Genomic DNA, 25295 nt, shown 5'->3' on the forward strand with positions numbered 1-25295 from the left:
GCGTCACAATATTATGGGACAACAAAGTAATAAGAATCTAAAGCGCCGCCGTCGTAAGGAATACCTCCGCCGTAAAAAAGCAGCAGCCTCCACTCCTACAGCTTCTGTAGCGAAAAAAGCTACTGCTGAGAAGCCCGCTGCTAAAAAAGCACCAGCCAAGAAAGCGGCAAAGAAGGCTCCTGCTAAGAAGGCTGCCAAGAAAGCACCAGCTAAGAAAGCACCTGCTAAGAAAGCAGCTAAAAAGGCTGCCAAGAAAACTGAGGAGTAAGACTAGTCTTTATAAGATAAAAAACCACCCTGTGAACCAGGGTGGTTTTTTTTATACCCCCAAACTCACTTTGCAGTTTGTGTCAGCGTGCAGCATGCGCTAAATAGTAAAGTATCCCTTTTATGAAGCTTTTCACTATTATCATCACACTTGGTCTCGCGTGCTCTACGCTAGCAGACGCTATTATTGCTGTTGAGAAGCCTAAATCTATCGATGAGCTTATTGTTCAGCTCAAGTCTGATGCGTACAAGGTCCGAGAACTCGCTAGTCACCAATTATGGCAACTAGGTGAGGATAGCTTAGCCCAGCTTAAAACGGTAGTAGACTCAGACGACCCAGAACAAGTGAGCCGAGCTGAAGCCTTGATTCGTAATATCGAGGCTGGAGTTCTCCCTTCAACTGACAAGAAAGTGATCGAAGCGATTGATCGTTATCGCTCCACTGTGTCGTCGACAGAAAAGCTCCGAGCTCTTGAGGGGTTAGTTAAACTGAGAGCCTTCAAACAAGTGTTATTCCTCCTTCACAGGGAGGAGGATGCTAAAACCCGTGAGTGGTTGAGTAAACGCAGTGGGATACATGGTGTAGCATCACTCGCAGCCAAACAAGCTCTCACTGATGGTCATATTGAGGAGGCCACCCAACTCCTTCGCATAGCTCCAAAAAATGAAGCTAATTACCGAGCATTAGCGCACGTGCTCAAGTGTTCAGATCAATTAGACGCTGAAATCGAGGCTACAAAAAAACGACTACCGGCCAAGGATGCTCAAAAATGGCTACTCACTCAGCTTAGAAAAAGAGGTGACCTTAAGCAGGCGAAAATCTTGGCAAAAAAAACTAAGAGCGAACAGGCCCTTGCGACATTTGCTGTACTAGACGGCAATCCAATACCATTCCTGGAATACTACAAAAGCCGTAGCTCAAACACCAATCACACTATTGTCCTGAATTTACTAAAACGTCTCCACTTGCAGAACGATCCGACCGACATCCACGAAGTGATAACGGAATTAGCAAAGCAGGTAGACGGCGAGGCTGATGAAAAGGAAAAACTCGAGTACATCACCCGTGTCGCGCTGCTTATGGGAGATCGTGCGGTGGGCGAAAAATTACTCAAGCGTTACAATGATGCGCACGCTCTTGCCTACTTCAGCGCTCAGGGATATTCAGAAGAAGAATTTGAATTATTGGGTACTCCGAATCCAGTCACGCAAGCCGAAGAATTTGAAGCTTGGATGAAAGAAGAAATTGAACGCGAACTAGATATCGATCTTGGACTTCTCGCTGAGCAATCTAGTGAAATCGAGGAACTGGCTCATTTTTATTTCAATCGTGGAGAGCGCGAGCAAAGCCTCAGCATCCTCAAACCTCTACTCAAATCTCTGCTAGATGACGGCGATGACCGTTGGTTTGAAATTGTAGGGGCGCTACCAATGTATGGGATGGGTGAATTTGTCGCCCAGCTAGCCAGTGATCGAGGCAACAAAGATAATACCTACCACCGTCTCAGCTATGAGATTTTTGGGAACGTGCCAGAGATGGACTTCATTTGGAAGCAAGTCGAGGAACTGCATGCCAACGCCGCAGACCTGGAGCACTTCCTGAGTGTTTTAGAGGTGATGGGGGTACGCCCCGACACCAAATCAAATAGGAAATCAAGTCTAAGCCAGATAGAAGCTCTCCTAGAATCAACAAAGGGGGACGCGCGAATCGATCTACTGGTAGCTCTAGCATACGTTGCTGAAAGCCGTAATGATTTCGAGTCGATGCTGCGGCATTATAAAGAGCTTTGTAAAGATCGAGAGCTTGCTGATAAACGCCAATTCTACCTCAAGTACCAACGTGCTGCGGAAGTTATTTTTGATTGGCAAGAAATCGTAGCGTCCTACGATCTTAAGCCAGAAACCTACATCAACAACCCGATACGGTTAGCTCGCTACGCGATAGCAAAGCGTAGGCTAGGTGAGGGAGAGTTAGCTGATACGTTACTCAAACGCGCGCTGCTCCGAACTTTGGGTGGCACCCAGGAGCTTAATGCGTTGGCAACAGTGCTTCATGAATGCGGTGCCCGAAAGGAAGCGAAAGCTATCTGGCTTGAGCATATTGCCTGTTTAGATGTCAGTAGCGTGGAGTTTTACTACGCCCTTAACTTCATCAACCACCAATCGGGCTTCGCTATAGAGGAAGGCAACTGGGAGCTCGCTTCTTCGTTCTCCCTCGCTGAGATGATATTTCTTGTTCAACCTAGTTTTAGGCTAAGCCGCTACTACATCACCCTCCGTAGCGGCTACACGTCCAACTATGTTGCGGGGATGCGATTACTTGAGCAGGGGAATAAAGCGGGGGCTTTAGAGATGCTCGAATACGCACACAACACTCTCACGGGAGACGGAACCTTAGCCGATAACTTCTTCCCGAGTTTGATGAACTCCCCGCTTAAAAAAGATGCAGAGAAGTGGTTCGAAGCGTCCTGGAACCATATAGAAAGGGGGATTGAACTCTACCCAAATGACCACAACACTCGCAATACAGCAGCATGGCTTGGCGCTAGAACTGGTATGAGGTTAGATGATTCCCTTAAACACGCGAAGTTAGCATTGCGGTCTCAACCCAAGCAACCAGCTTACTTGGACACTCTGGCTGAGATCTACTTTGCTAAGCGAGATCGAGTCAGCGCCGTTAAACACAGCAATAAATCTCTAGAATACATAAAATCAGGGGCGTATGCCTATATTAGAACTGCCGCCAGCTCGGCCAATATGTTCAGTGAACTTACTCAACAAAACACACGCTTTAAGAATGAAGTGTTCCCAAGTCGTTAGATCGGTGATCAACTTGTAATTCTTATGTGGCGACTTTTCATTATCTCCACCCTGGTTCCTTTTTTGGCAGGGGGAGCGCTGGCGCACCTCTTCGGTGTTAGAGTGTGGGCAACTAATCCTGAACTCAGCGAAAGCGTGGGTAGCATTCTCAGCCGCCTGTTAGCTCGGCTCGACCGAGGTGACATCAAGCTCAGTTATGGCAAGGTGAGTCCGTGGATGATCCACAGCGAAGGCTCTATTCGACTTCCTGAATCCTACTTGGAGAGCAGGAAGTCCTCACACGCAGCCCGCGCGATGATCCAGATTGGTATGTATTTACTCCATGAGAAGCATCCATCCACTGTTGATTGGCGGCTCAAGGTGATAAAGACTGGCTACATACTACCCGTCTTCGTCCTACTGATAGTAACCTTCTCTTTCGTTGTGGCAAAGCTCCCTGCGCTTATTGTTGTGGCCGCGCTGGCTGGATCTCTAGGTCTCAGCTCTATTTTACTATGGCTTAGCCTAGCGGTGGAAAAAGAAGCAGCCCTCCTAATGGTGAGCCGCATTGAAAAGTTACGATTGATGCGTCGATTACGCGATGAGGAATCGCTCGTCTCATCCACTCTAGCAGCACCCTGGGTATCATTGATCCCAGGGGTGTTACTTAAGCTTATCGTTAGAGATTAGCAATTTCAGCTGCGAGGATATCCTCAACCGTCTGACGTGGGCGAATCACTTTGGAGCTGGCTCCGTCGATCAAAATTTCAGCAGGGAGGCCGCGCGTATTGTAGTTAGAAGCCATCACGAAACCGTAAGCACCAGCACTCAGAAGAGCGATGTATTCACCTTCGGCGAAGTCAGGAAGATCGCGATTCTGGCAGAAAAAGTCTCCAGTCTCACAGATAGGTCCCACCACATCCATCGGGATGTGTGCAGTCACCTTCGTCGGTTCCTTGATCGGTACAATCTCGTGGTGACCTTCGTAGAGAGCTGGGCGGATCAGATCATTCATCCCAGCATCCACTATTTTAAATGTCTTAGCTGCCCCTTTCTTCTCATACAGGCACTCCGTCAAAAGAACGCCAGCATTTCCAGCGATGTAACGACCAGGCTCAACAAGAATCTTGAGGCCCAGATCCTTGAGGAATGGAATGACACCGGCAGCGTACTTCTCAGGAGTAAGCGGACGGGCTTCCTCGGTGTGACTTTCCCACCACTCAGCTGTGCCCGAGGCCAGAGCAGGGGAGTAAACTATGCCAACGCCGCCGCCAACTGAGAAGAATTCGATATCATAGAGTTCCTTAAGCTTGGCAGCCAGAGGAGCCACCTTTTCAGCAGCCTCGATGAATGGTTTTACATCGGTAAGCTGTGAGCCAATGTGCATCTGCAGACCACGCAACGTGATATTCTCAAGCTTCGACGCGCGCTCGTAGGCCGCTTCGATGGATTCAAAATCGACACCAAACTTATTCTCAGACTTACCAGTAGAAATGTACTTGTGGGTCTTAGCGTCAACATTCGGGTTCACCCGAAGAGCTACAGGGGCAATGAGCCCAAGATCGCCAGCAACCTGGTCGATGAATGTTACTTCAGCTTCACTCTCAGCATTGAAGCAATAGATGCCTTGGCGGATTGCGTATTCAATCTCAGGACGAGTTTTACCAACGCCTGCAAAAGTACACTTAGCTGGGTCGCCACCAGCTGCGATCACGCGCTGAAGCTCACCGCCAGAAACGATATCAAAGCCGCTACCGAGTTCAGCCAGAAGCTTGAGTACAGACAAGTTAGAGTTGGCTTTCACTGCGTACTCTACTCCGTGATCTAAGCCTTCGAGCGCTTGATCTAGGCGCGTGTAGTTATCGCGCAATGTTGCTGTGCTGTACACATAACTTGGAGTGCCGTGTTCTTCAGCAATCTGCTGAAGGTTCACATCTTCACAATGAAGCGAACCATTTAGGTAATGAAATGAATGCATAATAGTAATTTTGTTAGTTTAAATTTGGATATCTGGATAGCTGCCGAGGATTTTCACCAAGGAACAATGCTTCCTGAGTTCATCGAGAGCGGCTGAAACATCTGTATCTTCAACGTGTCCAGCGAGATCAACATAGAAGAAGTACTCCCAATCTTGTTGCTTAGATGGGCGGGACTCAATCTTGGACATGTTGATGGCGCAGTCGTCAAATGCCTGCAGAGCCTTCACCAGTGAGCCCGGGTTATCCTTGATAGAAAAGAGCAGGGAAGTCCTGTCGTTACCAGTCGCTGGGCAGGTTTTCTCGCCAATCACGAGGAACCGCGTGGTGTTCGTAGCGCGATCTTGAATACAAGGATTGAGCATTGTAAGCCCGTACATTTCAGCAGCGAGCGGTCCACCCATAGCGGCAGCACCTTCAGAGGCTTTTTCCTTTGCTATTCGAGCAGCCTTTGTAGTTGAAGAAACCTCAACGAGATCAGCGTGCGGGAAATTCTGTAAAATCCAGCCGCGACATTGACCAAATACCTGTGGGTGTGAATAAAGAGTCTTGATCTGCTCGCGTGGTATATCAGCCATCAGGCCATTTTCGATACGCATCAAAATCTGCGCGCAGATTTTAAGCGGGGAATCAACAAAAAGATCAAGCGTGTGTGACACAGCTCCTTCAGTGGAGTTCTCGATCGGTACAACTCCATAGCTCGCTTGGCGACGTGCCACACAGTCGAACACGTCAGCAAAGTTTGGCTGTGATAAATATTCCACGCTGTGGCCGAATTTAGAAATAGCGGCTTGGTGTGTCCAAGTGCCTTCAGGTCCTAAATACGCAATTTTTAGATCGTCCTCAAGCGCCAGTGCAGCCGACATAATTTCACGGTAGATCGCACGAATCGATTTCTCAGGCAAGCGGCCATCACTCATAGCGGAAAGTTTGCGGAGTAAACTTTCTTCACGCTCAGGAGCGTAGATCTGCAAACCTTCTTTTTTCTTAATTTCACCAACCACATGAACACAGTCAGCGCGCTGGTTCAAAAGTTGAAGAAGTTGAGCATCAATCTCATCAATGCGTGTTCGAATGTCGTTGAGTGGCACGGGAATCTAATTCGTTGTGGTTTATCGCGCAAACAGCACTCGAGCTGCGATGCGACTTGCTCACACTCATTAGATATGGATCGGACTCCAATCAAGCCTTCAGTGGCACAACGATTCAGATTTAACCACATAATGGCCCAATTAGTGGATTTCTGCTACATTCAACCAGCAACCTTAGTAGATGGACAATTCAATAACTTTACACAATGTATGTAATGCGGAATTGAATGGTCTAATTATGCTACCTCGTAGTAACCCTCTCATTTTACTCCCCCGCCAGCCTACGTTTTGAACTCACACCATTATCAGTGAGATGAAATCCATCATCACTAGGATTTGTTTCGGTGGAATGCTGGTAGAGCGCATTCTATTTAAAATCATTTGTCGTATAGGTTGGTTACTTGAGCATTTTCCTCGACGGGTGCCATAGCTTAGACGTAGAATTTCTAACATGAATATACGTGTCCTAGCTGCCTTCACCGCGTTACTGAGTAGCAGCGCTCTTGCCGATTTTCAGAGCCCACTGGATGAGCAATGGGTGCTGTCTAAAGATAAGGCAATTTTCCTAAAAACCCTAACACCTGGGACTGATAATCATTTCTTCTACCACGCGCTGCACCAGCAGCAATCAGGGCAGACGGAATTGTTCCGCAAGACGATGGCGGATTGGCGAGGTCTTCACAAAAGTGGCGCTATCCCAGGGCCGAGGGCCGCCCAGTTACTCAATCGCCAGACATTGCTCGATTATGAAGCTGGTGTGACGGGTGCTAATGAAGCGCTCAGGAAAGTTTTTGGGTTGTCGCAGCCTAAGGCAAGAACGGATCTAGCGGAGCGCAAAGAGCTGCCGAGCATTCTGGATGCCGAAGCCATTTCTAACGATGCCTTCGTAAAAGAATTAGGCCTAATCACGGAGATCAGGCGCATCAAGTCAGCATCGAAACGGCAGTTGTTACGCCTCGCTGCCGAGGATAAAAAGCGGCCCAAGCTAAGCCGCGACATTTTCCTGCGCAGGATAGACCACGCTGGACTACCTAACATAGAGAAGTTGATACTTGCCAACTTCAAAGAGTCGCGACCATTACCGATCTCTCAGATTTCCTGCGCAAAGAATCTCTCGCGATCACAACTCCAGAGCTTAGCCGATATCGAACCAGACCTACTCAATGATCGATCCTTTGTCGGGCTAATCATCCAGTCCATGCAACCGGAAGACAGGAGCATCTTCAAGCGTAACCCCGAAAAACATCTGGCGTGGTTGGTGAAGCTAGATGGGTTTACCCGCACTCTTTCTCCATCACATAATTCGCTCAAGGCGCATGTCCTCTACCACAGATTACGTATTGCCTCGGAGGTGGATCAATTTCCTAGCAAGACCTTCGTCCGCTACCTCAATCTACCGCGCCGAAAGACCCCTATCTGGAGTAAGCATGCTGTTGACACGAAGCACCCAGGTGTCTCATTCAACCAATCGTTCTACAAGTACACTGAATGCGCTCCCATCGGTAACGAGTTAAAATTAATTGAAAAATTCCTAGATAATAATCTCGTGGAAGCTGCTCAGCAGGAGTTGTTAGCAAAGTATTTTGACGCACAATACTTCAAGGAAAGAACCTCGCGGTCTCAACTTTTAGCGGGTGTGGATAGCGACAAATTAGATCATCCCCTCAGTGCCACAGACTATGAAGTTTTGAGGGATCTAAAGGAACTCAGTATAGCGGATTCGACCAGCCGTCAGTGGAGTCATGACTCGCTGGTGAAGTTGAATGTAGACCTGAAGAATGTGGATAATCTCACGGTGTCTATCTACGCTCTCGATAGCCTTCGATACACTAAAGAGACAGGCAAGGAAATCGGCCATGAGTTAGACCTCAGCAGTATGATTCCTAACACATCACGCACGATAGAGACAAAGGAATCCCCTTTCCTTCGCCACCGTAAAGTCATCGAGCTGCCAGAGTTGAGTAATGTGGGAAGTTGGATGGTAGAGCTTCATGGCAATGGTCAGAGAGTCACGGCCTTGATTCACAAGGGTGAAATCCACCATTGCGTGCGCGACACTGGTGACGGTCAAGAGGTCTTTGTGAGCGATTTCGAGGGACACCCATTGAAGGGCGTGCAGGTCTATGTGGGAGGAAAGCAATGGGTCAGCGACGACGATGGACTGGTGCAAATGCCATACTCCCCTAACGTATCTCGGACAAACATGCGCTTGCACCTTGCCAGTGAAGATCGCGAGAATGGCATCACCCGCGTGGTCAAGCTCAACCGAAGAGGTGCAGCCACAAGTCTCGAGATCGCTAGCATTTCTCATCCTGAGCAATGGCTGGCAGACCAAAAAGCGACCTTCTACTACAAGCCGAGTTTTCTGGTGAACGGAAAGTCGGGCTCGCTCGATAGAATAGAGAGCAGTCAGGTAATCTTGAGCGCTACTCTAAGAGACGGCCAGGAGATTGAGCTGGTTAGAAAATCTATCAAACTATCTTCTAACGATTTCCTCCCACTCAGCTTCACAGTTCCGCAGAGTCTCTTTCAACTAAAGATAGAGGTCACCAGCACGCTCAAGCCGATTGCTGGACGCGAGACCCCCAAGGTGAGCGCGACTAAGCAACTTGTGGTGACACCTGCGCCAGACGCGAATACCCTAGTCTACCCTTACTTTTATCAGGAAGGTGAAAAATGGTTTATTCAATGCCTTGGTCGCAATGGTGAACCGTGGCCCAATTTCACAGTCTCCGCGCAGTTCAACCATCTAGATTTCAATCAAGAAATCCGCCACGAGCTCAAAACTGACGATAATGGAGTCATCGACTTGGGCGAACTGAGAGACATCACCCATGTCAGTGTTTTGACGTATATAAAATCTCCAGCAGCAAAGCTGGATCTCACTGTTCAAGAAGACAATTTAGCATTGGCTGACTACTACCCAGCAGGTGAAGAAATCGAGTGCTTTCTCAACCACGTCTCCCCTCTCAATCCGTATGATTACAGCCTCCGTGGCGCAGGATCTGACAAGAAAGATTATTTCTCAGCACTTTCCCTCAAGGGTAACAAGCTCAGTTGCGGGCAGCTTGCTGCGGGAAAATACATTCTAAAAACTCCACATAGTCCGGCACAGCAGTTTGAAATTCTAGACGCTAACACACATGGGCAATGGCTCACGCTTCAAGGTCAAGCAGTGGAACTGCCACCAAAAAAGGCTGCTCAAATTAGTAAGGTCACACACTCCGAGGGTAAGCTGAAAATAAAACTCAGCCATTCGGGCCCATACACACGGATCCACCTTATCGCTTCACAATTCACTGAAACGACGAATCCCTATCAACCAGCACTGCCGAAGACACTTGGCCAGGCGCATTTCGGATTCGGGTTTATCCCTAGCATTTATTCGAATGGTGGCACGCTCTCTGGTGAGCATCAATATATCCTCAGCCGTCGACTCGCGGGAAACAAACTAGGAGTCATGCTGGAACGCCCAGCTTGGCATCTACAACCGTGGAAAACTGAAGCATCTGAGTCCTACCTTTCAGAGTTGGGGGAAGGTGGGGCTGGTGGTCGTGGTCGCTTTGGATCCTTGTCACAGAAAAAATCTAGCAAGCGAGGCTCAGCTGCGAAGAACGAGGAATTTGGCTCTAGCCCAATCGAATTTCTTGAGAATCAGGCCATCGTGCTAGCGAACCTCACTGCTGATAAGGAAGGTAACTACGAACTCAATCTCGACAAACTGGCTGGTCATATGCGAGTGGATGTCATCGTCACTCAGGGGGGAAATGTCGACAGCATGCGTATTGCCCTGCCCGAGACTGAGCTCAAAACTATCGATCTCCGCCTGGCTAAATCGTTTGACAGCTCCAAGCAATTCCGTGCTGGTGAGACCAATGCCGTGCTCAAGGCTGGCGCCTCGGCAAGTATTGAAAATGTGGTGGATGCAGACTGGAAAGCCTACAGCACGCTCGAAGACGCCTATAGCTATTTCTTCACCCACATCAAAGACGAGCATCACTCCAAAGCATTACGCGCTATTGCTCCTATCCTCCACTGGCCAAAGTTAGATCAAGAAGATCGACTCGAGTTGCTAGAAAATGCGGGCAGCCATGAACTCCACCTCTTCATCAAGAACCGTGACCCAGAGTGGTTCCAGGCGCACGTGGCTCCGATGTTAGAGAATAAGCGTCGCAAGCAATTCTTCGATCACTACCTGCTCGACCACGATCTCTCATCCTACGCCACTGCTGGCAAATTCCACACGCTCAACACTATGGAACAAGCCTTGTTAGCCCAGAGTCTAAAGAGCGCCCCAATAGCAAAAAAACTGGAGTCCGACTACCTTCGTGTGCGTCCCGACACAGAGGCGGAGACCGAGCTCTTCACCTCCTTGCTAAAACAAGGATTCGATAGCGAACTGGATGAGGTCAAGCGAAGCGTGGCGATCGATTCAAACGCTTTAAAGATAAGAAGAAAATTACAGAACATCATTATTCCTGTGATCGACTTTCAAGACGTCACAGTGGATCAAGCCATAGACATTCTACGCCAACGCACTAGAGAACTCGATTCCATACAGCTCGACCCTGCGAAAAAAGGAGTCAACTTTGTCGTCCGTACTCCTACTGTAATGGGCTCCGGTATTGATGATGAAGCTGGAGAGTTTGGTGGTGCGGCTCAACCTGGCTCAAAAACCATCAGTTCACTGCAGCTGCGTAATGTGCCACTCGAAGTTGTGGTCAAACAGATCTGTGATGTAACGCAACTACGTTACAAGGTAGAGGAACACGCCGTCATTCTCCTCCCAGCGACAGACTTTGATGACTCAGAACTCTACACTCGAAGCTTCAATGTGCCAGCAGACTTCATGGATTTGATCAGCACTGGAGGAGGTGGTGGCGGGGCTTCTGATGATCCATTCGCGGATGACGATCATGGTTCATCTGGAATACGCGCGACTCCTCCAGTAAAATATTTACTGGAGGAGTCCGGTGTTGTGTTCCCTGAGGGTTCCACAGCTTCATTTAACCGACGCACAGGAGTACTAACAGTCAGAAATACAGCTAATAACCTGGATATCATGGAGCAACTCACTTCATCTTTGGACGGAGCTTCATCTAATGACGGACTACTCAGCGCTCTTGGCTCAAAGGCACTTCCTCAACAGCCTAACGAGAGCCTTGAATTACCTGAAAGCGCGCTTGCGAAACGTACATCAGCTTCAAATTTTTCAGATAACTCTTCGCTAGCATTTTCCGGAGCTGCCTCTGATGATTCTGGCGGAGATAGTGGACTAGCTGCATTGGTCGACCCGTCCGCCCTACCCCACGAAACCAAAGCCTACGCTGAGAGTAATTACTACAAACGCCAAGCGAGCGACGGAGCACTAACTATCGCGCCGAATGCCTTCTGGGTGGATGTGGCGAAGTGGGATGGGAAATCCGAGTTTCTTTCACCCCGTTTTGCTGAATGCCGCGACAACGCCCATGAATCCTTGATTGCTCTAGCCTTGCTAGACTTGCCATTTGAGGCGGTGAAACCAGAGATAACACTGGATAAATCCAACATGCGCATCACGGCAAAGCAGGCGATGTTACTCTACTACCGCGATCTCAAATCTACAAAAAAAGTGGATCTGAACAAAGGGCTGCTTAGTTCCCTACGTTATTTCCGTAGTGGCGACATTCTCAGAGAGGACGCCGACGGCAAAGTCTCGGAAAACGCCATCACTGGAAAATTCCAAATCCACACTCCCTACGAGGCGCACCTGACACTGACCAATCCAACAGGCGTGGCGCGTGAGGTGGATATTCTTCGCCAAATCCCAGCCGGAGCCATCCGCCTAGACACATCCGATACCATCAGCGCCCTACGCACCACTATCGCGCCGCATGGCAGTTGGCAGCATGTCGTCCAGTTCTACTTCCCTAGTGCTGGAAGCTGGCAGCACTATTCTCCACGGATTCATGAGGGTGCTACTTTACTGAGTCAGATGGAGGATAAAACACTGGAGGTGGCTGACACCTTGCCGGAGGAGTTTGCAAACAGCTGGGCGCAGTTGGTGGTGGAGGGTTCCAATGAGGAAATTCTCAACGCTTTAAAATCACGTCCATTGCAGTTGATAGAGATCGATTGGCTCGACGAGCACATGGCGGAAAAGGCCTTCTACACGCCTGCTATCCAAACGCTGCAAGAGCGCATGGTCGACACCTCCGTCTTTGCTACCCAGGCAATCGAGCACCGAGATATACCGACCCTCACGCATTTCCTCGGCGACTCGGTGCATTGCACCAACCAATTTGGCTATTACTTTAAGAGCGAGTCGATAGACACCACTCCCTACTCCATGCGTCAGTTCGAAGACATCGAATGGCGACCGTTGATCAATGAGAGAAGTTTCCCACTGGTTACAGAAAATAGAGTCAGCAATGAGAAAGTCTGGAGTGACTACCTCAGGCTACTCACCCAACTGGCATGGAAAACTGAACTAGCTAGTGAGGAGAAACTCACGCTCGCCTACCACCTCTTCCTACACGATCGTAACGACGAAGCCATCGCGCTCATAGCGGATTGCAAGCGCGATGAGACTGGGGCCAAGATGCAGTTCGATTACCTAACAAGCTACATCCATTTCCTCAAAGGTGAGCCAGCCAAAGCGAAAGAAATCGCACAAATCTGGCTCAAGTCAGCCAAGGCTCCGTGGCTCCAGCGTTTCTCAGATATTGCGACGCAGGCGGACCAGATTTCCAATGCTGCCTTGCTCAAACCGCATGAGGTAAACCAACATGCAGATCGCTTCTGGTCAGCCTCATTGAGTAAAGGTAACACGCTAAGAATCGAGCATAAACAAATGGAAGACGTTGTGGTACAGATCTACCCAGTCGACCTCGAATTTCTCTTTTCTAACGCACCCTTCCTCGGCTCTAACGATGCCAGCTACAAAGCTCTCCGCCCCTTACAGGAATTTGTAGTAAAGCTGGATGAAGAAAAATCTACCACTGAATTCAAGCTCCCTGAGTCCTACCAATCTGGTAACCGCTTGTTAGTGATCGATGATGGTGAGAAGGAATGGCTCCACCCACTGCAGAGCACTAAGCTGAGCACCACGATCAATAGTGCCAGCGGGATGCTCCAGTCCCTCTCCCAAGGAAAACCGATGCCGCGCTGCTACGTCAAGGTCTACGCTCTAACCAAAGACGGTTCTGTAAACTTCTTTAAAGACGGCCACACCGACCTGCGTGGGATGTTTGACTACCGTAGCCACAACGTCCACGCACCAGCAGACGTTCAGAGCTTTGCGCTGTTCATCAGCCACCCAGAGCTCGGCAGTATTACTAAGATCATCGGGGACGCTAGACCGAACGAGAATTTACATCCTCCTCTAGATTAGTGAGCCATTGCCTTATTTTGTCCTAACACTCCCCATCAAATCATGGTAGAACTTACTTTCTATGCCTGCCACATCGGAAAGATCAATGGAGCAAACGGGGCCCCCGCTGATGGAGCCCCCCGCCATCTCCATACAGGATCTTAGGATCGACTACGGTTCACACCTCGCGGTGGACAACATGAACCTCGATATACCCAAGGGGATCATCTATGGATTAGTCGGTCCAAATGGTGCGGGAAAGACCTCCACCTTCAAAGCTCTCGCCTCCCTTCTCAAGCCCACGATTGGTAAAATATTCATCGATGGCCACGACATCGTCACCCATCAGAGACTCGCGCAGTCCAACATTGGCTACATGCCTGACATGGCTCCCGTGGCATCCGATCTGAAAGTCTGGGAATTCCTCGATATGTTTGCTGGCGCACATGGGCTGAGCGGGAGTGAAAAATCGACGAGAATCGATGAATGCATCGCGATGGTAAACCTCCACTCAGAGTACCATGCCATGTGTAACTCACTTTCTCGCGGCATGATGCAAAGGCTCGTGTTAGCCAAGACCATGCTCCATCGTCCACGTCTACTCATCCTCGATGAACCAGCGAGTGGGATGGACATCAAATCAAGGGTCGGTCTGCGTCAGATACTCAGAAACCTTTGTAAAGAAGGCTCCACCGTACTTATCAGCTCGCACATTCTGCCCGAACTCACTGAAATGTGTGACATGCTGGGGATTCTACACCGAGGGAAATTACTCGACTCTGGCAGCGTCCATGGAGTGCTTCACAGAATGACTGGATTGCTCCCCGAAATTCAAATCCGTCTAGCAGTCCCGCCAGGTATGCACTGGAAAGAGTGGCTCGCTGAGCAAGATTTCGTCTCCAACATCATGGGCCAAGATGTCAAAAAATACAGCTTCCACTATGAAGGTGAAGATGACGACCTAGCCGAACTTCTACAGAAAATGGTGGCAGCCGGCTACCTCGTTTGCCGCGTTTCTGAACGCAAACGAAGCCTAGAAGAAATCCTCCTCGATTTAGAATACGACGGTCACTAACCACCTTCGACCCACTAATCATGTCCGACAAAGTACAAGCTGAAAGACTCAAGGCCCTGCCTCAATGTTGGGAACTATGGAGGAATCCTATTTTCCACCGCTATCGACGCTCGCGCTTACGTCTTAGTTCGTTGATCACGGGAGTTTTACTCTATGGAGGCACCTCCCTGTTATTCTACCTCATGGCACTAGGCTTCACCGTCACTCAGACGGACTTACCCTTTGAGCAAACTGCTGTCTATCCGTTCGGATTCTTGGTTTTACTTCAGATCTTCATCCTCAACTTCGTAGGAACTGGGGAAGTCGCAGCAGGCATGGCTAGAGAATCTGTAGATGAAGTCCTTACTTACCAGCGACTTACTCCTCTCGGTCCCGCCACCAAAATCATAGGTTACCTCTTTGGGCTTCCGGTGAGACAATTCTATCACTTCATCCTCACCCTCCCCGTCACTGTCATCATCATAGTCACGGGTCAAATCCCAGCCGAGATATGGATTCCCATTTATGCTGTGCTCTTCACCTCTACCTTTATGTTCTACCTGTTAGCCATGTCGGTGGGATTCATTATGGGAAAACGCTTTTCCGCGCTTATCTCCCAGGGCTTGGTTGCTCTGCTTTATTTCGCTCTCCCCCAGCTCTCAAATTTCGGATTCATCATCTTCGAATACTTTACGATTCGCCCCGCACTTTTCGCAGCTGCTAATAAAATGCTGCCTAAGATAAAGATGTTTGAGCATGACCAATACGCGTTATTCTATAATTGGGAGATCTCTCACACCATCTATAGTATCGTGCTGCAATGTCTGATTGGCTGGGTATTCTACAGCCTCATGCTGCGCCGCTGGCGGCTAGAAAGCTCTCACCTCCTCAGTAAGGTTCAATGTGTGGCAACCGTCATCATCCTTCACGTCATCATCCTCGGAGGAGTTTGGGCGAACACCTCTAACGGATCCATGCTTGATGTAAAAATCCAGGCGAGGACACCAGAGATGGCAGTCCTCCAACAAACGATATCTGAAAATGTAGAGCTCATTGCAGCAACCGTTCTCTCGCTCTACGGGCTGATCGGTTTCTCCTTCGCTATACTACTTCAATACATCTACACCCCAGATAAATTCCGCTACCTCGCGGGGCTGCGTGAGCGCAAAAACCAAGCTCGAACTCCCTACGCTGTCCTATCGGACTCAGCCAGCGGCATCCCCACTAGCGTACTCATCACAGTTATTACCACGGTAGCCTGGCTGGTATACAGCGAGCACCTTTCGAGGTCACCTGAAGTCGCTGAATTCATAGCTGGAGAATCATGGGCACCTGTAGATTACATGCTCATCGCCGTCTCTGTCACGACTCTGCTCGCTCACGGGTTTTCACTCGAGTATCTCGGCAAAAAACTCACCGCCACGATTGCCTGCTTCACGTGGGTCATCCCCTTAGCTGTCGCGCTTTTGCTTTCTACATGGAGTTTTGGAGAAAAAGCATCGGGCTTTATTTATGGCTTCTCACCTTTATCAATGAATTTTTCTCCAGGCTACATCATGGCGAGTGTTCATAACGCCGAAGACCCCACCCTCTTCATCTATGGGTGTAAGCTCGGCATCCTGTTCTACTTGGTTATATGCCTCTATTGCCTCAGTAGGATCATCCTTCGTCACAAGCACTACATGCTACTTCGTGATAGTGTCTAACCCACCCCAAAAAAACTAATTGCAGCTTTTTTAACATTTAGTGTAATTTATTTGAACTCCAGCCACGTATCTAAAGTTTAGAACAAACCATCAAAGTGCCATGAAAACCCTCCTCCTAGCCACCCTGTTATCAGCACCGATCGTCTGGGCGCAGCCGATCCTAAATCTCAGTTCCACTGAGCTCCTACCAGAAACCCGCTACGAACTCATCTTTGAGCAATCGGTGGTAAGTAAGGATCAACTCAACCAACCACAAGCGAATGCTTACCTAAAAATAAGTCCTCAGCTAAAAGGTGAAATCGTCTGGACCCAGCGGAACATCGCCCAGTTTCTCCCCAGCGAGGCTCCAAAATTAGGCACAAACTACACCTTTAGTACCACGCGTGGAATCAACTACGAAAATGGCAAGGCCATTCCTACGGTGAAGCTTAAGACCACTTCCTCACCTGACTTTAAAACCACCTACCACAGGCGTTACAGTAAGAAGAACAACCGGATGCCCTATAGCTATTTGCGTTTCAATGACGACATCAAGCAAAGCAAGGTCCAAACCAAATTTTACTACATCAACAAAGAAGGCACAGCGACACCTGCTGCAGTAAGACAAGCTGAGTGGGCTGACCTAGAAAGCACCTACTACATAAAACCTAGTTGGCAGCAAAGGTTTAAAAATATTCTCAATAAACGTGGCGGCATCGATGTTGAAAGCACTACTGAGTGGGCTAAAAATAAATCCATTTCTAACGGACTCATAATCACTCCAAAATACCCACTTTCAATCGGCGAAGATTGGGCCTTGGTGATGAAGAAAAACACACCCAACGCATCAGCCTCAGACAAAACAAAAGCTGATGGGAACTACCACATCTGGGACATTGATCCATTCGATATTGACAAAATCATTCCAGCTGTGATCGCAGATAAAGCGCGCTCGATATATGTCGAATTTAGTACCGACTTGCCTGAAGAGTTAGACCTCGAACTTCTTAAAGAAGTTGTGCATGTTCACCCGATTCCAAAGAACCTATCATTTAAGCGCCGCTACAATGACACCCTCCAAATAACTGGTGATTTCCAGCAGCGAAATGACTGGAAAGTGACTGTCGACAAAGAATTTGAAGCCCGCAATGGATTGATGCTCGGCACCCCACTGACCAAAGATATAAAATTCCACTATGTCCCCTCTGGAGTCGCCATGGCTAGTTACGATTCCGCCCAACTGGCAAAAGGCGACAGATCATTCAAAATCAATACAGTCAACATGCGTGAAGTGCGGGTGCAGATAAAATCACTTCACAACGAGCAAGCCATCCGAGCAACTCAAGGGTACCGCCACTACTCAGGCAATGGTCCCAACTACAACGACATCAAGGATACTGCTCCGCTGCCCTTCGAACTCATCAGTGGAACTACAGTCTACGACGAAGTCATCACACTCGATAACGCGGTAGACACATCTAGAGACATCCACCTCTCGTGGAATAAGATTCTTCCTAATAAATTACGTAATGCCACGTTGTTCATTTCAGTCACGGGACAGCCCAAGGCTAGGCTCGACAGGAAAGCTTCACTCAAGCGCCGTGTCCAGTCGCTCGTTCAACTCACCGACATCGGGCTAGCGTGGAAACTCAATGGCGCGAAAGCCTGGGTTTATGCTTACTCGTTAGAAACTGGAAAACCATTGAGTGGAGTTGAACTCAGCATGTATGGAGAAGACGCCAGCAAGCTCCATTCAGCTACGACCGATGCACAAGGCCTCGCTGTCGCTGATTGTTCGAAAGGTGATCGTCATCTCATGGCTCGGACTAGTGATGATCAGTTTTCTGTGACATTTGACAATTCACTCTCGACTGTATCGATGTGGCGGTTCCCTGTCGATTTCACCTGGAACTCTAGTGACGACTGGCAACACAAAGTCATGCTCTTCACCGACCGAAATCTTTATCGCCCTGGCGCGACTGTGCGGCTCAAAGGAATTGTGCGAGAGTACAATGACAATGCGATCCGTAAGAGTGGCCAGACCTCTATGCGTCTTTCAATCAGAGATCCCAGGAACAAAGAGATCGCCACATCCGACCTCAGCATCAGCAAAGCTGGTGGATTTGACCATAGCTTCACTCTGCCCGTTGGACTCGTCGGCCAGTTCACTCTGCGCTGCGCACTCACCGGTGAAGGAATCGAAGGCGACAACGCCTTCAGCCATCGATTCCAAGTCCAAGATTTCCGCCGCAATGCCTTTGAACTCAAACCCAACCTCCCAGCTCCAGCCAACGCGGATAAGGATGTCCAGTTTGATATCGAAGCCAAATACTACCAAGGCACACCGGTGGCCGAGGGCACACTCCATTGGTATGCGTCCTCATCGAAAATAGGGTTCTACCCAGAAAAGTTTCGCGACTTCCAATTTGGTGACCACCGCGACTACGACCCCTACTATTGGAGCCACTACTTTGGCTACGGTGACGCAAATAGGTTTCGCGACACCCAACAATCCAATGGCACAACTACCCTCACTAGTGAAGGAACAGCATCGATCACAGCTGCTATTCCCCAGATCGAATTCCCTGCACCTCAGCACATCAGCATCACTGGTGAAGTCACCGACTCACGCGACCAAACGCTTTCTTGCGTCCGCAGCACCACCTATTTCCCCTCTGACTATTTCATCGGCATACAGAGAAGTGACGCCCTAATTCGCGTCGGCAACCAGAAAAAACTCAACATCGTCGCAGTCAACACCAAGGGTGAATACCTCGATGAAACTCAGACTATCGAGATAGAAATCGAACGTGAATACTACGAATCAGTTAAGATTTTAGCTAAGGATGGAACCACCCGGACACACAACGAAAAACGCAGCGAAAAAATCAGCACCGAGTCCTTTCAGTTGATTGCGGGAAAACCTAGCCCGTATGCGTTTAGCCCAGAGAAATCGGGCCGCTACATTTTCACACTCAATGGCACTGACGGCCAAGGCCATACTACCCGCACCGCGTCCAGATACTACGTCTACGGTAGTCGCGAGTACCCATGGGCCACCGAGGATGGACTTCGGATCAAACTCGTGAGCGAACAAAAGAACTACAAGCCAGGCGATACTGCCCGCATCCTAGTCATGACACCGATCGAGGGCACGGCACTGGTAACGGTGGAGCGCCAAGGAGTCATCGAAAGCTTCCGTAGAGAGCTCAAAGCTGACAAGCCAGTGCTAGAGTTCCCTATCAGCAAGGACTTTGCACCAAACGCATTCGTCTCAGTCCTGATCATTCGCGGCTCAGATGTTAGTCCACGGAAATTTAAACAACCCGCGCTCAAGTTAGGCTTCTGTGAAATCAAAGTCACAGACCGCGGCAAAGAGCTCGCAGTAAGCATCGACAAATTGAGCTCCAGTGTGCTTCCCGGTCGGGAAATCACCCTCACTGGCATGGTCAAAGACCATAACGGCAAACCCTGTAAGGATGCCGAAATCGTTCTTTTCGCTGAAGATGAAGGAACCCTCGCCGTGATGGGATTTACCACTCCTGACCCACTCAAGTTCTTCCACTCGCCACTCCGACTCTCGCTCAGAACTGGTGTATCACTCGGCTACATTATCGATGACAATCCAGACCACCGCTACATGGGAAATAAAGGATTCACCATTGGCGGCGGCGGAGAGGTCCTAGCTGCGATGATGGATATGGATGCCATCAAGAATCGGGCAAACTTCGATCCCTGTGCCGCCTGGTTCCCGACGGTGAGCAGCAACTCTGAAGGTGCATTCTCAGCGACATTTAAAACCCCCGACACACTCACACGCTACCGCATCATCGCGGTCGCCCACCGCGCTGGGGACCAATTTGGCTCCAGTGAATCCTCGTTCATGGTCAACAAGGACATCATGTTAGAACCAAAGCCACCACGCTTTGCCCATGAAGGAGATTCGTTAGAAACCAAAGTCCTCATAGAAAACACTAGCAACTACGCCGGATTGTGGGATGTCACACTCAAGACTGATAGCCTTTGCTCCATCCCCGAGGGAATAAACAACACACTAACAAAAACAGTTCAGCTGAAACCAAACAGCTCCGCCACATTGAGTTTCCCCGTCAGCTTCATCAACACTGGTGAAACGACTTGGACATGGTCGGCAAGCCCGCGCACCATAGAAAACCAGCCACTCACCATCGCGCTTAAAAAACAACTCAGCGACGGCATAGAGAACACCTTCAACGTAGCCTACCCAAGGCCACTGCTCCACCAGGCGGACTTTGCCCGACTCGAGGACAATACCCCAACAAACCTCGTGGCTAACATGACTCCTATGATCATGAATGGCCGAGGCCACATGGATTTAGAGTTCTCTAACTCACTGCTTCTCGAAGCCGGTGGCGCCTCTGACTACTTGCTCAAATATCCCTATGGATGCGTAGAGCAAACAACCTCCAGCCTGATTCCATGGTTTGCTGTGCGTGATCTCAAAGGAATCGTTCCAGGCTTCTCTGAGAAGTCCGCTGGTCAAGTGGCTGAGGCCATTCAGAAAGGCGTCGATCGGCTCCTAAGCATGCAGACATCTGATGGCGGCCTCGCCTACTGGCCAGGCGGTGAGCGCTCCGAGGACTGGGCCAGCGTCTACGGCGGCATGGGCCTACTCCTAGCTCTAGAGCAAGGAGCCCATGCTCCAGAAGACTCTATAGAAGCTCTCTCTAGCTACCTCCAATCTATTGCTAGAAATCCAGTCAAGAATGGCAACTATCGTTCTTGGAGAAATGACACACGCGCTCGTGCACTCTATGTCCTCGCCCTTGCTGGAGCTGCCGATAAGGCGACACAGAATAAGCTCTACGACGAGCGCCACACCCTCAGCACCTCAGCCCGCAGCTTCCTCGCACTAGCCATCCATCACAGTGGCGGCAATGCCAAATTAGCCAACGAACTGATCAGCAATGCTGGAACCTCCCCAGATAAAGGCCACTGGATGCGCTACCGTAGTGATATCCCAGTCCAGCTGCTCGCATGGTCCACCATCGCACCACGAGATATCCAGACTGAGAAAATGATGCAAAACTTACTCACCCAGAGAAACCCTCAGGGCCACTGGCGCACCACTTGGGTCAATGGTTGGGCGATGCACTCAATGGCTGCCTACGCCCGCTTCGTCGAGTCCGGCCGCCCTGATAGCAACATTACCCTGCAGACCAGCAGCGGCAAAAAAACCATCAAACTCACCAAAGACAAACCACTCCAGCACCTCCGCTTACCGCTCGATGAGGCGCAAACTCTCATCGCGTCGTGTGAAGGCAAAGCCTACGCCCGCATCTTAGCTGCATCAAAACCTGAAGTCGCTCCATCTGGCCCAACATCTAACGATGGCATCACCATCACTCGTCGCTACGAGCGGATCAACGACAAAGGCGAAGCTAGCCCGCTGGACCAACCGCAAGTCGGAGATCTAATTCAAGTGACACTGACAGTAGGTATCCCGGCCAATGCCATGTACGTATCTATCGATGACCCATTGCCCAGCATCCTAGAATCGGTCAACGACGACTTCGCTTCGCAATCCAGCGTCCACAGCAAAAAGCTCAAACGCAACTACCGGATTTCACGCAGTGAGTTTAGAAATGAACGTAGTCTATTCTTCCTTAATCGTTCATGGGGAACGAAGAAGCAAGAAATCCAGTACCTCGCAAGAGTGACCGCAGCTGGAACCGTACACGCGCCGCCGGCAAAGGCGGAATCGATGTACAATCCATCACAGTATGGACTCTCCGAAGCCCACACCTTCACAACGGTTAACAAAGCTGCCATGGCTGGCGAGTAGCACTCTAATATCCATGATTCTCCTTACCCAAGCATTCTTGGATAGAAACTCTCTAGCACGTTATCGTGTGGCGAGAATTTCTATCAGAATCATGGCTGTGCTCTCAGCACTCTGCCTCATGCTTTGGTATCTAGTTCCTTTAGCGTTCCCTCTCAATGAAGATGCTCTCGCAGGCCCTCCACCCTCAGTACTCATCCTCGATAACCAAGGGAACCCGCTCCACCATCAAGCTCGCAAGGACTACTACCTCAGCGAGTCGACTCCACTCGATGGCATCCCTCAATCGCTGATAGATGCCACATTAGCAGCCGAAGATAAACGTTTTCACGACCACGGAGGTGTGGATATTCTCGCTAACTTACGCGCTATAAAAGACTCAATAGAAGCTGAGAGGTTAGTAAGTGGAGCATCAACCGTGACCCAGCAAACCATCAAACTCACCACCGGTTCCCCCGCCAGAACCTTTAAAACAAAAATCATAGAAGCTCTCAGCGCTCGTCATTTAGAAATCAGCTACACCAAGCAAGAAATTCTTGCCTGCTACCTTAACCACCTCGACTACGGCAATCTCACTCAAGGGCCACGACAGGCATCACTGCACTATTTCGGCAAAGAACTCAGCGAGCTCTCACTCGCTCAAACAGCTCTGCTCGCAGGCCTACCACAGGCTCCCTCACGCCACAACCCCAGAAGGAATCCGAATAATGCGAAGAAGCGGCGCGACTGGGTGTTAGAACGAATGCAGATCACTTGCGACTACCCGAGCACCCAAATCCAGCGCGCGATCAACGAGCCAATCCAACTCATACCCAGGAGATCACACCAACTGCAAACTCAACTAGCCCAACTTGCAGTCGCCCACCGCACACCGGGTTCACGCACCATTCGCACCAGCATCGACAGCAAGCTTCAAGCCACTGTAGAACGCACCCTAGCTGAAGAAGTGGCCAAGCTCCATCACCAGCATGTCAACAATGGCGCGGTCGTGGTCATCGACAACCACACGCGGCAGGTCTCAGCTCTCGTCGGTACCGCTGATTTTTCTGCTGAGAGTGGCCAGATCAATGCAGCGCTCACTCCACGTTCTCCGGGATCGGTGCTCAAGCCCTTCACCTACCTGTTAGCAATTGAAAAACTACACTACTCCCCGGCCACCATTCTAGCCGATGTTCCCACTCAGTATGCTGGAATCCGAGGCCCAGAGGCTTTTGTCAACTACGACCGCAAACACCGTGGTCCCGTTAGCCTCCATTCAGCACTTGGAAACTCACTCAATGTGCCCGCAGTGCGAACTCTAAATGCCCTAGGCGGCCCACGTGCACTCCACAGCTTCCTCCAACAGTTAGGCTTCAGCACCCTCACAGAAAAACCTAGCCACTACGGGCTCGGACTGACACTCGGCAGCGGTCCAGTCACCTTGATCGATGTGACCAACGGCTTTGCGAGCATAGCCTGCCAAGGAAGCCACACCGACTACATCCTTTTCCCTGATGACCAAACCACCATGCCCAAACGCGTCTGCTCAGCTGAATCAGCTTACCTCATAGCCAGCATCCTCACCGACAACCTCGCTCGATCAGCCACTTTTGGAAATAATTCCCAGCTCAGACTCCCCTTTCCCTGCGCTGTGAAGACTGGTACTTCATCTGACTTTCGGGACAATTTCTGCGTCGGATTCACCACTGATTTCACAGTTGGCGTCTGGGTGGGGAATCTATCTAACCAACCTATGAAAGGCACCTCAGGAGTCACTGGAGCTGGCCCAGTTTTCCACCAAGTCATGCTGGATCTGCATAAAAACCGACCAGCCCATTGGCTGAAGAAACCCGCCAATGTGCTAGCTATCCAAATAGACCCACACACAGGCAAGCGGCTTGCTCCATCCCATCCACGCTTCCCTCTAAGCATCCACACCTTCACCAACAAAGACCGCATTCCTAAATGGGCAAACCACCTAGACTATTCTCAGAATGGCCAAGTCTACCTCAATGATCGCTTCACCCATTGGTTAAGTGAAACTCCACAGCCTCCCTTCATTGCAGATCAAACGCGCCAGCATGACGTACCACTAAGAGTCCTCTCACCAGCCCGCGATGCCACCTACCTCTTAGACCCCGACCTACCAGACAGAGGTGCCTATCTATCACTCATTTCTAACGACCCGGAATCTACCGAATGGTCCAGTACTAGTCTAGAAATCATAGACCACCACAAGTCCCCCACCCTCATCCTCACCGAAGGAGACCACCAAGTCACCGCCCACCACCGAGCCACTGGAAAATCCAGCACCATCCGATTCTCAGTTAGAGAACTCTAATAAAGGATCTCTGAACTGCGCGTGGCTCGACACCGCTCCGAGACTGGGGCAGCTTGACGACCGCGGCGAGGCTTCATCGTCCATGCCAAGCACGATGAAGTATCTTTACCACGAATTTCACCAATCGCACGAATGAAGTGGCTTGGATTTTCTGCGAAATGTCAGAGGATGTTGACTTTATTTTGGCTTCAGCCTTCGACTTGGCTAGTCGACGGAGAGAGCATTTTTTTGCAAGAGACTCTCGACTCACCCTTGGCAAGTATGCTAAGAATTTAAAATCATGCTAAAATTATGTGATATAGAAGAATCCTACGCGTACGTACATTTCGGTGATGAATACTCGAATACAGCTTATATCTCCAAGCTAACAGGAAAGACCTACTGGCACAGTGAGTTTGGGGACAATGAAGAAGAACTTCCTGAAAACATCGATGAAAATGATGAGTATGCCGTCATCCCCAGCAAGAGAGATCTCGATCTAGGTCAGACGCTTGTCTTTCGCTTTATGAGAAAAGTGGCTCCAGACCAGGAAGGCCAAGTGAGTAATTACTTTAGTAAGCGTGGCGCATACGCTCGATTTAGGGATTTTCTCGAACGTAATAATTTACTTCAAAAATGGTACGACTTTGAAGATGAACAGACGAAATCGGCGCTAATAGCTTGGTGCGAAAGCAATGGAATCAAGCTAGTAGCTGACTGATAAACACCTATGGGCTGCGCGTGGATCGACACCGATCTGAGGTAGGGTCGGCTTGACGACTGCGGCGGGGCTTCATCGTCGATGCCAAAAAGGATGAAGCTATTTCTACCGCGAAATGTAGCAAAGGCTGGGACAATGAAACATCTTTACCTCGAATTTCACAAATCACGAAATGAAGAGTGCTGAGAAGCGTTCGTTAGTGCGCTTTTGTTTTTAGCAAACATACGTAAT

General features: G+C 49.7%; 11 protein-coding genes. 9 read left to right on the plus strand and 2 right to left on the minus strand.

Going from position 1 to position 25295, the window contains the following annotated elements:
- Positions 1-13: 13 nt before the first annotated feature.
- The 3 genes from BSZ32_RS16520 (at position 14) to BSZ32_RS16530 (ending at position 3756) form a co-directional block, all read left to right on the plus strand.
- The gene (locus tag BSZ32_RS16520) at positions 14-268 is read left to right on the plus strand and encodes a hypothetical protein (RefSeq protein ID WP_206018890.1); all 255 of its coding nucleotides are present in this window, start codon (positions 14-16) and stop codon (positions 266-268) included.
- A 122-nt stretch (positions 269-390) separates the two neighbouring features.
- Positions 391-3087 (plus strand): tetratricopeptide repeat protein, encoded by a 2697-nt coding sequence (locus tag BSZ32_RS16525; protein WP_105044436.1) that lies wholly within the window; start codon positions 391-393, stop codon positions 3085-3087.
- Positions 3088-3111: 24 nt separating this feature from the next.
- The gene (locus BSZ32_RS16530) at positions 3112-3756 is read left to right on the plus strand and encodes a hypothetical protein (protein ID WP_105044437.1); all 645 of its coding nucleotides are present in this window, start codon (positions 3112-3114) and stop codon (positions 3754-3756) included.
- On the opposite strand, the gene lysA is transcribed toward BSZ32_RS16530, so the two are convergent.
- Together lysA and pheA are read right to left on the minus strand one after the other, a co-directional pair.
- Positions 3746-5044, minus strand: a complete 1299-nt coding sequence (lysA, locus tag BSZ32_RS16535; RefSeq protein WP_105044438.1) for a diaminopimelate decarboxylase — start codon at positions 5042-5044, stop codon at positions 3746-3748. The two genes, BSZ32_RS16530 and lysA, sit on opposite strands and share 11 nt — an antisense overlap.
- An 18-nt stretch (positions 5045-5062) precedes the next feature.
- On the minus strand, positions 5063-6133 hold the full coding sequence (pheA, locus tag BSZ32_RS16540; protein WP_105044439.1) for a prephenate dehydratase: 1071 nt from the start codon (positions 6131-6133) through the stop codon (positions 5063-5065).
- A gap of 451 nt (positions 6134-6584) precedes the next feature.
- Between pheA and BSZ32_RS16545 the strand changes: the two genes are divergently transcribed.
- The 6 genes from BSZ32_RS16545 (at position 6585) to BSZ32_RS16570 (ending at position 25064) form a co-directional block, all read left to right on the plus strand.
- A complete protein-coding gene (locus BSZ32_RS16545; protein ID WP_105044440.1) occupies positions 6585-13505 on the plus strand; it encodes a hypothetical protein in 6921 nt (2306 codons plus the stop codon).
- Between the two features lie 61 nt (positions 13506-13566).
- A complete protein-coding gene (locus BSZ32_RS16550; RefSeq protein ID WP_105044441.1) occupies positions 13567-14559 on the plus strand; it encodes an ABC transporter ATP-binding protein in 993 nt (330 codons plus the stop codon).
- 20 nt (positions 14560-14579) lie between these two features.
- Entirely contained in the window at positions 14580-16244 is a 1665-nt protein-coding gene (locus BSZ32_RS16555) for a hypothetical protein (RefSeq protein ID WP_105044442.1), read from the plus strand.
- A gap of 100 nt (positions 16245-16344) precedes the next feature.
- On the plus strand, positions 16345-22047 hold the full coding sequence (locus tag BSZ32_RS16560) for an alpha-2-macroglobulin family protein (RefSeq protein ID WP_105044443.1): 5703 nt from the start codon (positions 16345-16347) through the stop codon (positions 22045-22047).
- Positions 22048-22060: 13 nt separating this feature from the next.
- The gene (pbpC, locus tag BSZ32_RS16565) at positions 22061-24364 is read left to right on the plus strand and encodes a penicillin-binding protein 1C (protein WP_165788908.1); all 2304 of its coding nucleotides are present in this window, start codon (positions 22061-22063) and stop codon (positions 24362-24364) included.
- Positions 24365-24644: 280 nt separating this feature from the next.
- Positions 24645-25064, plus strand: coding sequence for a UPF0158 family protein (locus BSZ32_RS16570; RefSeq protein ID WP_105044444.1), 420 nt, complete (start codon positions 24645-24647; stop codon positions 25062-25064).
- Positions 25065-25295: the final 231 nt, after the last annotated feature.

It is taken from the genome of Rubritalea profundi, from assembly GCF_002954445.1.
GTDB lineage: Bacteria > Verrucomicrobiota > Verrucomicrobiia > Verrucomicrobiales > Akkermansiaceae > Rubritalea > Rubritalea profundi.

Bases quoted from the DNA above. Each gene is read 5' to 3' on its own strand.
- BSZ32_RS16530 (WP_105044437.1), top strand. From the start codon at position 3,112: ATGTGGCGACTTTTCATTATCTCCACCCTGGTTCCTTTTTTGGCAGGG.
- pbpC (WP_165788908.1), top strand. From the start codon at position 22,061: ATGATTCTCCTTACCCAAGCATTCTTGGATAGAAACTCTCTAGCACGT.
- lysA (WP_105044438.1), bottom strand. From the start codon at position 5,044: ATGCATTCATTTCATTACCTAAATGGTTCGCTTCATTGTGAAGATGTG.
- BSZ32_RS16545 (WP_105044440.1), top strand. From the start codon at position 6,585: ATGAATATACGTGTCCTAGCTGCCTTCACCGCGTTACTGAGTAGCAGC.
- BSZ32_RS16550 (WP_105044441.1), top strand. From the start codon at position 13,567: ATGCCTGCCACATCGGAAAGATCAATGGAGCAAACGGGGCCCCCGCTG.
- BSZ32_RS16525 (WP_105044436.1), top strand. From the start codon at position 391: ATGAAGCTTTTCACTATTATCATCACACTTGGTCTCGCGTGCTCTACG.
- BSZ32_RS16570 (WP_105044444.1), top strand. From the start codon at position 24,645: ATGCTAAAATTATGTGATATAGAAGAATCCTACGCGTACGTACATTTC.
- BSZ32_RS16520 (WP_206018890.1), top strand. From the start codon at position 14: ATGGGACAACAAAGTAATAAGAATCTAAAGCGCCGCCGTCGTAAGGAA.
- BSZ32_RS16555 (WP_105044442.1), top strand. From the start codon at position 14,580: ATGTCCGACAAAGTACAAGCTGAAAGACTCAAGGCCCTGCCTCAATGT.
- BSZ32_RS16560 (WP_105044443.1), top strand. From the start codon at position 16,345: ATGAAAACCCTCCTCCTAGCCACCCTGTTATCAGCACCGATCGTCTGG.